The following is an 11,716-nucleotide window of genomic DNA, read 5'->3' as shown; positions in this document are numbered from 1 at the left end:
GGCGCCGGGCTGCTCCTCTACTGCTGGCTCTGGGCGCTCACGCCGTGGGCGCCGGCCGCCGACGCGGAGCGGGCACGCCCCGTGCGGCGCGCGCCGGTCGCGTGGCTGCTCGTCGCGGCATCCGCTCTCTGCCTCGTGAGCGTGTGGGTCGCCGACACCGAGTGGCGTTTCGCCGACGCCGTGACGCCGACGTGGTGGTTCGGCCCGGCGATCGCGGGCATCGCGCTCGCCGTGGCGGCCGGTGCCTGGGCCACGTTCGTGGATCGGCCCGACCCGGATCGCGGCCCACGCACCGAGCTCGCGATCCGCCTCGCGGCGACGGTGCTGCTCGGCGTCACGGCGCTCCAGCTCGTCTTCAGCCCGGGGTCGGGCTGGGGGCGCGTGCCCACGTTCGGAGCGGCGTTGCTCGCCGTGCTCGGCATCGGGCTCGTGTACGCGCCGACCCTCATCGCGCAGTGGCGCGACCTCACCGAGGAGCGCACGCGACGCATCCGCCAGGAGCAGCGCAGCGAGATCGCCGCGCACCTGCACGACTCGGTGCTGCAGACGCTCGCGCTCATCCAGAACCGCGCGGGCGCCACGAGCGAGGTCGCCCGCATCGCGCGGGCGCAGGAGCGGGAGCTGCGCGATTGGCTCTACGCCGGAGACACCTCACGCGAGAGCGACCTCGGCACCGACCTGCGTGACTTCGCCGCGGCGCTCGAGATCGACTATCCCGTGACCGTCGACGTCGTCGTCGTGGGGGAGTCCCGCGAGGGCGCGAGCGGCGACCTCGCGGCGGCCGCGCGCGAGGCGATGCTCAACGCGGCCAGGCACGCCGGCGGCGAGGTGTCGGTGTACGTCGAGTCGACGCCCGAGGCGGTGGAGGTGTTCGTGCGCGACCGAGGGGCGGGCTTCGCGCTCGCCGAGGTGCCGGGCGACCGGCTCGGGGTGCGCGAGTCGATCATCGGCCGGATGCGCCGCGCCGGCGGCTCCGCGAGCGTGCGCGGCGGCGCCGGCGGAGTCGGCACCGAGGTACGGTTGCGGTTCCCCGACGAACGAGTGGAGGCGGCACGTGGATGACCCGGATGACCCGGCCGAGACGCGCGTGCGGGTCGTCATCGTCGACGACCACTCGATCTTCCGCTCGGGCCTGAAGGCAGACCTCGATCCGGCGATCCTCGTCGTGGGCGAGGCGCACGACGTCGAGTCCGCGGTTTTGGCGGTGACGGATGCCGCACCCGACGTGGTGCTCCTCGACGTGCACCTGCCCGGGGTCGGCTTACTAGCCGGCGCGTCGGGCGGCTCCGAGGTGATCCGTCGCGCTGCGCCGGCCGTGCCCGGCACCCGCTTCCTCGCGTTGAGCGTCTCCGACAAGGCCGAAGACGTCGTCGGCGTCATCCGTGCCGGTGCTCGCGGCTACATCACGAAGGGCTCGTCGGGCGGCGACGTCAGCCGCGCCGTGCACGCGGTCGCCGGAGGTGACGCGGTGTTCTCGCCGAAGCTCGCCGGCTTCGTGCTCGACGCGTTCGGCGCCGCGGTCGGCGAGACGGCATCGGCGAGCGACGAGCTCGACCGGCTCTCCGCGCGGGAGCAGGAGGTCATGCGCCTCATCGCCCGCGGCTACTCCTACAAGGAGGTCGCCGCCGAGCTCTTCATCTCGACGAAGACCGTGGAGTCGCACGTGTCGGCCGTGCTCCGGAAGCTGCAGCTGTCGTCGCGGCACGAGTTGACGGCGTGGGCGAGCGCGCGGCGGTTGCTGTGAGCGGCGTTCCGGTGGTCGAGTAGGACGCGAAGCGACCGTATCGAGGCTACCCAAGGGTGGTTTCGATACGCGTCGGGCTTCGCCCGGCGCTACTCAACCACCGGAGGACGACGGGCGATAGACGTCGAGGGCCGCGGGCACGATCCGCAGCGTCGTGCGGTAGCCCGGCACGGCGAGCTCGGCGGATGCCTCCTCGGCGGCCTCGAGCGAGATCTCGCCGTCGTGCGCGAATCCGGGCGGCTGCCCGTGACGGGGGCGCACGATGACCTCGATCGATTCGGTCCGCAACGACTCGATGCGCTCGGGCAGCAGTCGCAGCTGTCGCAGCAGCGCGCTCGTGCGCCGGCCGAAGGCGAGCGAGGCGGCGGCCCGAGCGCGCGAGCCCGCGTGCAGCATGCGCACGTCGAGCACGCCGCCGTCGAGCCGCCGGCGCTGGAGGGGAGCCGGCGTGCCGGGGTCGTTGGCACCCACGCCGACGAAGAGCGTCCAGACGCGGGCACGGCGTCCGTTCATGACGATCGTCACGGGCTCAGACCTCGTGAGCACCCGAATCGCAGAGATGAGCGCCGCCGGCCACCGTCCGAGGTGCACCTCGAGGCGTTCGCGCTCGGCGACGAAGTCGGGATAGACGCCCACCGAGGCCGTGTTCAGCACCGTGATGGGCGGTTCGTGGCCGAAGGAGAGCTCCGCGACATCCGCTCGCACGCCCTCACCTCGCTGCAGGGCGTCGACGGCGAGGTCGACGGATGCCGCACCCGCCGTGCGCGCGAAGTGGTTGAACGTGCCGCCCGGCACCACGAACAGCGGCAGCCCGGCCGTGCGCGCCTCATGGGCGACGGCCGCGACCGACCCGTCGCCGCCGCACACGCCGAGGATGCGCGGGGGATCGGGGCGCGCGAGGGCGCGGTGCACGGCCTCGGCGGCGGTCTCCTCGTGCAGCTCGTGCAGTTCGGCGCGCGGGAGTCGTTCGGCGAGCACCGCGGTGGGGTCGAAGCGCATGACGCTCGTGCCCGATGAGCGGTTCACGATGACGAACACGCCCTCGCCGTCGGGCGCGGCCGGCAACGGCCGATCCGCTCCCGTCCGCGGCGGGCCGGGGACCACTCCGGGCTTCGGCGTCACGAGAAGTGCGCCGGCACCCGCGACGGCTGCTCCAAGCGCGAGACCGCCGACCACGTCGGACATCCAGTGCGCGCCGGTGTGCAGCCGCGAGTAGCCGACGCCGATCGCGACGGGCGCGATGACCGCACCGATCCGCGGGCTCTCGAGGGCGACGCCGGTTGCGAAGGCCGCACCGCTCGCGGAGTGCCCCGACGGGAACGACGGCGTGATGGGCGGCTTCGGCAGGTGCCGCCCGATCGGCACGTCGGCGAGCAGGGGCCGGTCGCCGCCGAACACCTTCTTGGCGATGAGGTTCGTGAGCGCGCTCGCCACGAGCAGCGAGAGCAGGCCGCGGGCCGCGGGCCGCCGTCGTCTCGTCACGGCGAGCACCCCGGCGAGGGTCCACCACAACACGCCCTTGTCGGCGAATCCTGAGACCTGGCCCCAGAACCGGTCGATCGCGGGATGTGCGTGCCGGCGGTTGATCGCACGGCCCACCGCGGCATCCGCCCGGCGAAGCCAGTGCGGCAGGATGCGCGTGCGTCGTACGGCGACTCTGAGGCTCGTGATGGCCACGACGCCAGCGTAAGCGGCTCGCCAGTCGACGTCGACGGGGTTGCGCATTCGCCGAAGTTTTGGCGAACAGCCGAGATTCTCCCCAGTTCCCGGAACTGTCCGCAGGGGGATCCCCGGATGAGGGGGCCCATCCGGGGACCGCCGCGGGGGTATCACGTGACCCGTCAGAGCGGCGCCGGTACTGATCGGGGGGATCCTCCCGGCTCCGCCGCGGAGCTGTCACATGACCGCAGCGAGGCGGCGCAGGTACTCGATCGGGGGGATCCTCCTGCACGCCTCAACTGAGAGACGCTCACCAGCCCGAATCATGACGCGCGGCCGGAATTCCGGCGTCCAGGTCAGCTCGCCGCCCGCCGCTCGGCTGAACCTCACCACGGGTTCCTATACAAGGCGACTCCTGAAAGCAAGGACGCCGCTTGACGCGGAATGGCGTCCTTGTTTTCAGGAGTCCCCCGCACGGCACTCCTCAGCCCCCGGGTTGCCGATCACCTGACGTCCCGGCGAGCGGGAGTTCGGGTGCGGCCAGAGCAGTCCAGCTCGATCTCCCGGATCGCCGCGCGGTGCGGTCAGAGCAGCCCGAGCTCCATCGCCCGCGTCACGGCGCGGGTGCGGTCGTTCACCTCGAGCTTCTCGAACGCGTGCAGCAGGTGCGTCTTCACGGTCGCCTCGCCGATGTAGAGCTCGCGGGCGATCTCGGGGTTCGAGCGGCCCGCGGCGACGAGGCGTAGCACCTCGAGCTCACGTGGCGAGAGGGCGGGCAGGTCGACGGATGCCGCAGCCGCCCGCACTCGCGAGACGAGCTTCGCGGCGATCGACGGGGCGAGCACCGTCTCACCCGCGGCAACTGCACGGATGCCCTCGAGGATCTCCGCTTGCGGCGCCGCCTTCAGGAGGTAGCCACTCGCGCCCGCCTCGATCGCGGCGAGGATGTGGTCGTCGGTCTCGTACGTCGTGAGCACGAGCACTCGGGTACCGGTGCCGGCCGCGACGATGCTCGCCGTGGCACTCGCACCGTCGACGCCGGGCATGCGCAGGTCCATGAGCACGAGGTCGGGGCGCTCGGCCTCGGCGAGGGCGACCGCCTCGGCGCCGTCGGCGGCCTCGCCGACCACCTCGATGCCCGCGGCGGTCTCGAGCAGTCCCACGATGCCGGCGCGCACGATGGGGTGGTCGTCGGCGACGACGACGCGGATGGGTTCGGTCATGCGGGGTTCTCCTCGGAGGCCGGTGTCGGCGTGGGTGACGGCGCCGGCGCCGGCAGCGGTGGTGTCGGCGATGTCACGATCGGCGCGGCGGCATCCGTTCGGGGCACGACCACTCGCAAGACCGTGCCGCCCGTCTCGCCTGGCCCGAATGCGAACTCGCCGCCGACGAGCGCGACGCGATCGCGCATGCCGGAGAGCCCGAATCCGCGCTCTCCGGGCACCGCTCCTGCGGGTCCGACGCCGTCATCGCGCACGACGAGCACCACCTCGGCGGGCCCCGCCGCGATCTCGATCGTCGCGTGCTCGGCGTGCGCGTGCTTGCGCACGTTCGCGAGCCCCTCTTGCGCGCACCGCAGCAGCACGACCTCGAGCTCTCGGTCGAGCGCGTCGGCATCGGCCGCCACCGAGACCCGCACACCCGTCTCGCGTTCGAAGCTCGTCGCCAGCCGGCGCAGCGCGTCGGCGAGCCCGGCCTCGGACTCCACCGGCGTGAGCGAGGCGACGAGTCCGCGCGCCTCCGTGAGCGCCTCGCGGGCCATCTGCTCGATGAGCTCCACGTCGCCGCGAGCGGATGCCGCCGCCTCGCCCTCGACCGGCTCGAGCCGGTTGCCCGCCCGCTGCGCGACCATCACGAGCCCGGTCAGGCTCTGCGCGATCGTGTCGTGGATCTCGCGGGCGAGCCGGCCCCGCTCCTCGAGGACTCCCGAATCACGGTGCATCACGGCGAGCTGTCCCTGTGCGGCCCGGAGCTCATCGAGCAGGCGCCCACGCTCCTCGCCGTACTCGGCGATCCTCGTGATCCAGAGTCCGAGGGCGATGCTGAACCCCACCGAGAGCACAGCGACGCCGACCCCCGTGAGGATCCCGGCAACGCCGAGCCGCGCCACGTAGCCGATGACGATCGCCACCGCGATGAACAGGTTCGCCGCGAGTGCGCTCCGCAGGTCGGGCGCCGTCGACCACACGAATGGGTAGACGAAGGCCTGCATGATGGCGAAGGAGGGCTCGAACGCCGTGCCCACCGCGATGATCACGGCGAAGCCGATCGAGATCGCGAGGTGATGCCGCATGGGAGCCCCGGTGGCGTACCGGCGCGCGTAGGCGAAGTACAGCACGAGGAACGCCGCATCGACGCCCCAGACGCCCACGTCGTTCCTGGTGACGGACGGGCCGACGAGGCCGAAGAGCACCGTGACGGCCACGGCGACGAACGCCGCGGCATCCCACCACCGAACCTTGAGCATGTTGCAACTCTCGCACGCGGCTCAGGCGTCGCGCCGGATCCAGCGGAACGTCAGCCGGCTCACGACGAGCCCCACGACGAGCCACGCGATGAGCCAGAACGCCACCCAGCCGAGGTCCCACGTGCCGTGCTGCTCGAGCACGGCGAAGTCGTCGGGCAGGAACGCCGCCCGCATGCCCTGCGCCATCCACTTGAGCGGGAAGGCGCTCGCGAGGTTCTGCATCCACTCGGGCAGCTGCGAGAACTGCAGGTAGACGCCCGAGATGAACTGCAGCACGAGCACGATGGGGATGACGACCGCGGTCGCGCTCTTGCCCGAGCGCGGCAGCGCCGAGAGCGCGATGCCGAGCAGCGCCGAGGTCGCCACGCCGAGCACGAAGACCCAGGCGAACGTGAGCCACGCCTCGGGGGCCGTCGGCAGGGCGATGCCGAACACGGTGGCGGCGACCAGAAGCAGAAGCGCCGCTTGCAGCACGCCCGTCACGAACACCTGGCCGATCTTGCCGAGGAAGTACGACACTGGCGAGAGCGGGGTGCCGCCGAGCCGCTTGAGCGTGCCGTCGCCCTTCTCCGTCGCGATGTCGACCGCGAGGTTCTGCACGCCCGAGAGCAGCATGCCCGCCGCGAGCATGCCCGGCAGGTAATACGCGCCGATCGAGAGGCCCTCGGCATCGGGCCCCGGCTGGATCTCGCCGGCCGCGCTGAACGCCGCCGTGAAGATGCCGAGCATGATGAGCGGGAAGAGGAACGTGAAGAACACCGCATCCGGTGACCGGAAGTAGCCCTTCGTCTCGTAGCCGATTCGCGCGATGCCGATGGCCGCGACGCTGGGCGGCCGGTTCGATCGGGTCGTGCCAGCGGTGCCTGTCGTGCCGGTCGTCGCGCTCATGCGAGCACCTCCTCGGCGTCGTGCGCCTCGGCCCCTGCCGCGCGCACCAGTTGCAGGTAGATGTCCTCGAGGCTCGGCCTGATGACCTCGAGCCCCTCGGGCTCGCCGCCGAGTTCACGGGCGACGGATGCCACGAGCTCGGCCGGTGCCTCGGTGCGCTCCTCACGCGTCACCCCCGAGCGGTCCCGCCAGCGCACGATCGGCACGCGTGCGTCGGCCCCGCCGAGCTCGCCCACCTTGCCGACGTCGACGAGTCGTCCGCCGAGGATCACGCCCGCGCGATCGCCGAGCTGGGCGGCCTCGTCGAGGTAGTGGGTCGTGAGCACGATCGTCGTGCCCTCGGCCTTGAGACCTCGGATGAGCTTCCAGAACTCACGCCTCGCCTCGGGGTCGAAGCCCGTCGTCGGCTCGTCGAGGAAGAGCAGTTCGGGTCGGCCGATGATGCCGAGCGCGACGTCGACCCGGCGGCGCTGGCCGCCCGAGAGCTTGCCGACGCGAGTGCCCGCCTTCGCCTCGAGGCCGACGGCCGCGATGACCTCGTCGACGTTGCGCGGCGAGGGGTAGAACCTCGCGAAGTGCGCGAGCTGCTCGCGCACGGTGTAGACGCCGCTCTCGGTCGCCGATTGCAGCACGATGCCGAGTCGCGACTTCCAGTCGAGTCCGGCGTGGGCGGGATCGACGCCGAGCACGCTCACCTCGCCCGAGGTGCGGAGGCGGTAGCCCTCGAGGATCTCGATCGTCGTCGACTTGCCCGCGCCGTTCGGTCCGAGCAGGGCGAAGGTCTCGCCGTGGGCGATGTCGAGGTCGATGCCGTCGACGGCGGCGAGCCCGCCGTAGGTCTTCCGGAGCCCGCGGATCCGCACCGCGGCATCCGTGCTGCCAGAGGCTGTCATGTCCATGCTCCGAGCCTGCCCGCTCGGGCCGGTGCGCGACAGTCGCCGCACGGCTGATTCCACCCTCCACCGATCGGTGGATGCCGCCGTCAGAGCGCGGCGACCTCGGCGAGCCGGCGCCGCAACTGCCGCTGCTCGGCCTCGGTCGGGGCGAGCGCGAGCGATTCGTGCAGGCGCGCGGCCGCGGCATCCGTTCGCCCGAGCCGCACGAGCAGCTCGGCTTGCGCTGCGGGCAGCAGGTGATAGCGATCGAGGGCGCCGGATGCCTCGAGCCGGTCGAGCTCGTCGAGCCCTGCTTGCGCGCGCCCCGCGAAGCCGTGCGCGAGCGCCCGGTTGAGCTCCACGACGGGTGAGGCGGTGAGCGCCGCGAGCTCGTCGTAGCACGAGGCGATGCGCTCGAAGTCGGTGGCGGCAGGAGACTGCGCCGTGGCGTGGCACGCCGCGATCTCGGCCTGGAGCCGGTACGGCCCGCGCGCGGAGTCGCCGCCGCCGCGTGCGCCGCCGTCGAGCACTGCGAGACCCTCCGCGATCTCGGATCGATCCCAGCGGGTACGGTCCTGGTCTTCGAGGAGCACGAGCTCGCCGGCGTCGTCGACGCGCGCGTCGCGCCGGGAGTCCTGCAGGAGAAGGAGGGCGAGCAGCGCGCTCGCCTCGCCCTCATCGGGAAGCAGCTGTACGACGAGTCGCGCGAGCCGGATCGCCTCGTCGGCGAGCGCCCGGCCTCGCGCCGCGTCGCCGCCGGGCGCCGAATACCCCGCGTTGAACACGAGGTAGAGCACGGCGAGCACGCCGCCGAGCCGCTCGGGCAGCGCCGCGGAATCGGGCACCCGGTACGGGATGCCCGCGTTGCGGATGCGGCGCTTGGCGCGCACGAGCCGCTGCGCCATCGTCGCCTCCGGCACGAGGAACGCCCGCGCGATCTCCTCGGTCGTGAGCCCGCCGAGCGTTCGGAGCGTGAGCGCGACGCGAGCGTCGAGCGCGAGGGCCGGGTGGCAGCACGTGAACACGAGTCGCAACCGATCGTCGACCCCGTCGGCCGGCTCGTCGGCGTCGTCGAACCCCGGGACGCCGGGCGAGTCCGGCATGGCCGGCAATCGCGCGCCGGCGCGTCGCCCGACGCTCCCGCCCCGCTCCACCTCGTCCATCTCGGCCGCCTCCCGCGCCTTCGTCGCTTCGTTCGCCCGTCGCCGCAACCGGTCGATCGCGAGATTCTTCGCGACCGTCGTGAGCCACGCGCCGGGATTCCGTGGCACGCCCTCGTCGGGCCATCGCTCGACGGCGCGCGCGAACGCGTCGGCCGCGCACTCCTCGGCGAGGGTCCAGTCGCCCGTCTGGCGAATGAGGGTCGCCGTCACCCGCGCCCACTCCTCGTGGTAGGCGCGGGTGACGGCGTCGCCGACGGATGTCGCGGCTGGCGTCATCCGGCCGCCGTCGTCTCCTCGAGCAGCTCGCGCTCGTAGCGTTCCCGCGGCGACTCGTGCGCGTCGAACGGCCACGCGGGTCGCAACTCGATGTGGCCGAACCGGGCCATCGGATGCTTCGACGCGATCTCGATCGCCTCGTCGAGGCTCTCGCACTCGATGATGTCGTAGCCGGCGATCCACTCCTTCGACTCGGCGAAGGGCCCATCGGTCACGAGCACCTCCCCGGCTCGGCGACGCACGGTCGTCGCGTCGGCGGGCGGTCGCAGTCGCTCGCCGCGAATGTGCACGCCGCGGCTCTCGACCTCATCGACCCAGTCGCCGATGTTGTCGTCTTCGGGCACGAACGGCTCCCCATCGGCGGGGTTCGACATGACGAGCATCAGGAATTCCATGGTGTCCTCCAGTTCACACGGTATGCACTCACGACGAACGGAGGAAGGACGAATCGACACTTCTCGCCGAAACCGCGTGCCTCGGCGACTTCGAGCGCGTCGATTTCCGTCATCGCGAGCGCTTCGCGCGCCCGATCCGTCGCAAAATGACGCGCTCAGTGCGGGAGCACGAGCATCACGCCGAGCGCGACCATGACCACGGCGATCAGGCCGTCGAGCACTCGCCACGCCCGCGGCGAGCCGAGCACGCCGCCGAGCAGTCGCGCACCGTAGGCGAGGCCGAAGAACCAGACGATGCTCGCGAAGCCGGCCCCGGCCGCGAAGGCCCAGCGACCGTCGTCGTGCGTGTTCGCGACCGACCCGAGCAGGAACACCGTGTCGAGGTACACGTGCGGGTTCAGCCACGTGAGCGCGAGGCACGTGAGCACCGCGGCCCGAAGCGTCGTGCGCGGCACGGCCGACGTTGCGACCACGGTGGGCGGTGCGGTCGCGACGGTCACGGATGCCGCGAGCGGGCGGCTGTCCCGGTCCGACTCGCTCGCGACATCCGTCACCGGCTCGACCGCTGTGTCGACCGACGTCGCCTCGGCGACGAGCGCCTCGCCGCTCGGACGCAGGGCGCGCCGCGCGGCGAGCACCCCGTACCCGACGAGGAAGGCCGCACCCGCCCACCGGATCACGTCGACGAGCCACGGCACCGCCGTGAGCACCGCGCCGACGCCCGAGACGCCCACGACGACGAGCGTGAGGTCGCTCAGTGCGCAGATCGCGGCGACCGCGAACACGTGCTCGCGGCGGATTCCCTGGCGCAGCACGAACAGGTTCTGGGCGCCGATGGCGATGATGAGCGAGAGGCCGAGCCCGAGCCCGGCGAGGGCGGAGGAGAGATGCACGACCTCGAAGCTAGGCGGCATCCGCAAATCAATCCAGCTCATGATTCTTCAGTGGCATTAGCATTGCTACAGATGGAGATTCCGCTCGACCTGGCTCGCACCCTCGCCGTCGTCATCGACGAGGGCACCTTCGACGCGGCCGCTCGCCGGTTGCGACTCACCCCGTCGGCGGTCTCGCAGCGCATCAAGGCACTCGAGCAGCAGCTCGGCCGAGTGCTCGTCGTGCGTGCCAAGCCGGTGCGTGCCACCGACGCGGGAGCCGCGGTCGTGCGGCTCGCTCGCCAGCTCGCCCTGCTCGAGCACGACACGCTCGCGGACTTCGGGCTCACCGCCGAGTCCACAGGCCCCGTCACGATCGCGCTCGCCGTGAACGCGGACTCGCTCGGCACGTGGTTCCTCCCGGCGCTCGCGCGGGCGATGGCGCGGCATCCGGTGGTCTTCGACCTGCATCGCGACGACCAGGACTTCACGGCGGGGCTGCTCGAGTCGGGCGCCGTCATGGGCGCGGTCACCTCGCAATCGGTGCCGGTGGCCGGATGCCTCGTGCGCCCGCTCGGCGTCATGCGCTACGAGGCCGTGGCGACGCCCGCCTTCATGGCGAGGTGGCTCCCCGATGGTGCGACACCGCCAGCCCTCGCGACAGCGCCGCTCGTCGACTTCGATCGCCGCGACGACCTGCAGCGCGACCACCTCCGTGCGATGGGCGTCGACCCAGAGACGCCGCCGCGCCACTTCGTGCCGGCGTCGAACGACTTCGCCACCGCGGTGAAGCTCGGACTCGGCTGGGGGATGCTGCCGGGCTTCCAGTCCGAGGCGGAGCTCGCCGCCGGCGACCTCGTGCGCGTCGGTGGCGATCCGATCGACGTGGCCCTGTACTGGCAGCAGTGGAACCTGAGATCGCCGCTCCTCGACGCGATCGCGGCCGAGCTCGTCGACGAGGCGCAGCGCAGCCTGCTTCCCGTGCGGTCGGTGCGTGGAGGCGGCAAGCAGGGCGCTCCGCAGCCTTAGCAAGTCACGACCGAGTGGGCAAGCCCCTCCCGCTCGTGCGCTCCCCGGCGTTCACTTGATGGTGCAGCAGACTGCTGCGTCCCGAAAGGAGTACGCCATGAGCGACCCGGGCAACCGCATGGAGAACGCCGCTGAGAAGGTCGGCGGCAAGGCTAAGGAAGCCATGGGCAAGATGACCGACGACGAGCAGAAGATCGCCGAAGGCAAGGCCCAGCAGTCGAAGGCTGAAATCAAGGACGCCGGCGAAGACGTCAAAGACGCTGCCAAGAACGTCAAGGACGCCTTCAAGAAGTAACCGTCGGCCGAACCTCCGACATCGAACGGCCGCAACCTCCCGAAGGGACGGTC

General features: G+C 71.9%; 12 protein-coding genes. 4 read left to right on the top strand and 8 right to left on the bottom strand.

Annotated elements, in window-relative coordinates; translation table 11 throughout:
- A partial coding sequence (locus tag ESP51_RS20700; protein ID WP_164990573.1) for a sensor histidine kinase occupies positions 1-1,062 on the top strand: 1,062 nt, incomplete at its 5' end.
- Positions 1,055-1,744 (top strand): LuxR C-terminal-related transcriptional regulator, encoded by a 690-nt coding sequence (locus ESP51_RS16900; protein ID WP_206737342.1) that lies wholly within the window; start codon positions 1,055-1,057, stop codon positions 1,742-1,744. The genes ESP51_RS20700 and ESP51_RS16900, both read left to right, overlap by 8 nt.
- Before the next feature lie 93 nt (positions 1,745-1,837).
- Here ESP51_RS16900 and ESP51_RS16895 read toward each other — a convergent pair whose 3' ends face one another.
- From ESP51_RS16895 to ESP51_RS16860, 8 genes are all read right to left on the bottom strand, one after another.
- Complete coding sequence (locus ESP51_RS16895) at positions 1,838-3,421, bottom strand: bifunctional phosphatase PAP2/diacylglycerol kinase family protein (RefSeq protein ID WP_241843228.1); 1,584 nt, start codon at positions 3,419-3,421, stop codon at positions 1,838-1,840.
- Positions 3,422-3,987: 566 nt separating this feature from the next.
- On the bottom strand, positions 3,988-4,626 hold the full coding sequence (locus ESP51_RS16890; protein WP_129522063.1) for a response regulator: 639 nt from the start codon (positions 4,624-4,626) through the stop codon (positions 3,988-3,990).
- The gene (locus tag ESP51_RS16885) at positions 4,623-5,870 is read right to left on the bottom strand and encodes a sensor histidine kinase (RefSeq protein ID WP_129522062.1); all 1,248 of its coding nucleotides are present in this window, start codon (positions 5,868-5,870) and stop codon (positions 4,623-4,625) included. Before ESP51_RS16885 ends, ESP51_RS16890 begins: the two co-directional genes overlap by 4 nt.
- Before the next feature lie 21 nt (positions 5,871-5,891).
- Positions 5,892-6,758 (bottom strand): ABC transporter permease, encoded by an 867-nt coding sequence (locus ESP51_RS16880; RefSeq protein WP_129522061.1) that lies wholly within the window; start codon positions 6,756-6,758, stop codon positions 5,892-5,894.
- A complete protein-coding gene (locus ESP51_RS16875) occupies positions 6,755-7,657 on the bottom strand; it encodes an ABC transporter ATP-binding protein (RefSeq protein ID WP_241843227.1) in 903 nt (300 codons plus the stop codon). Before ESP51_RS16875 ends, ESP51_RS16880 begins: the two co-directional genes overlap by 4 nt.
- Positions 7,658-7,740: 83 nt before the next feature.
- On the bottom strand, positions 7,741-9,072 hold the full coding sequence (locus ESP51_RS16870; RefSeq protein ID WP_129522060.1) for an RNA polymerase sigma factor: 1,332 nt from the start codon (positions 9,070-9,072) through the stop codon (positions 7,741-7,743).
- Positions 9,069-9,467 (bottom strand): YciI family protein, encoded by a 399-nt coding sequence (locus ESP51_RS16865; RefSeq protein ID WP_129522059.1) that lies wholly within the window; start codon positions 9,465-9,467, stop codon positions 9,069-9,071. Before ESP51_RS16865 ends, ESP51_RS16870 begins: the two co-directional genes overlap by 4 nt.
- 155 nt (positions 9,468-9,622) lie before the next feature.
- Positions 9,623-10,402: a LysE/ArgO family amino acid transporter gene (locus ESP51_RS16860; RefSeq protein WP_241843226.1), complete on the bottom strand. Its 780-nt coding sequence runs from the start codon at positions 10,400-10,402 to the stop codon at positions 9,623-9,625.
- A 30-nt stretch (positions 10,403-10,432) separates the two neighbouring features.
- On the opposite strand from ESP51_RS16860, the gene ESP51_RS16855 reads away from it, so the two are divergent.
- Complete coding sequence (locus tag ESP51_RS16855) at positions 10,433-11,368, top strand: LysR family transcriptional regulator ArgP (protein ID WP_129522058.1); 936 nt, start codon at positions 10,433-10,435, stop codon at positions 11,366-11,368.
- 97 nt (positions 11,369-11,465) lie between these two features.
- On the top strand, positions 11,466-11,663 hold the full coding sequence (locus tag ESP51_RS16850; protein ID WP_129522057.1) for a CsbD family protein: 198 nt from the start codon (positions 11,466-11,468) through the stop codon (positions 11,661-11,663).
- Positions 11,664-11,716 lie beyond the last annotated feature (53 nt).

Origin of the sequence: Agromyces albus (assembly GCF_004134825.1) — a bacterium.
Lineage (GTDB): Bacteria > Actinomycetota > Actinomycetes > Actinomycetales > Microbacteriaceae > Agromyces > Agromyces albus.
Note: the sequence above shows the minus strand (reverse complement) of the source record. Positions and strands in the feature narration are given on the sequence as shown.

Bases quoted from the DNA above. Each gene is read 5' to 3' on its own strand.
- ESP51_RS16890 (WP_129522063.1), bottom strand. From the start codon at position 4,626: ATGACCGAACCCATCCGCGTCGTCGTCGCCGACGACCACCCCATCGTG.
- ESP51_RS16885 (WP_129522062.1), bottom strand. From the start codon at position 5,870: ATGCTCAAGGTTCGGTGGTGGGATGCCGCGGCGTTCGTCGCCGTGGCC.
- ESP51_RS16880 (WP_129522061.1), bottom strand. From the start codon at position 6,758: ATGAGCGCGACGACCGGCACGACAGGCACCGCTGGCACGACCCGATCG.
- ESP51_RS16875 (WP_241843227.1), bottom strand. From the start codon at position 7,657: ATGGACATGACAGCCTCTGGCAGCACGGATGCCGCGGTGCGGATCCGC.
- ESP51_RS16870 (WP_129522060.1), bottom strand. From the start codon at position 9,072: ATGACGCCAGCCGCGACATCCGTCGGCGACGCCGTCACCCGCGCCTAC.
- ESP51_RS16865 (WP_129522059.1), bottom strand. From the start codon at position 9,467: ATGGAATTCCTGATGCTCGTCATGTCGAACCCCGCCGATGGGGAGCCG.
- ESP51_RS16860 (WP_241843226.1), bottom strand. From the start codon at position 10,402: ATGAGCTGGATTGATTTGCGGATGCCGCCTAGCTTCGAGGTCGTGCAT.
- ESP51_RS16855 (WP_129522058.1), top strand. From the start codon at position 10,433: ATGGAGATTCCGCTCGACCTGGCTCGCACCCTCGCCGTCGTCATCGAC.
- ESP51_RS16850 (WP_129522057.1), top strand. From the start codon at position 11,466: ATGAGCGACCCGGGCAACCGCATGGAGAACGCCGCTGAGAAGGTCGGC.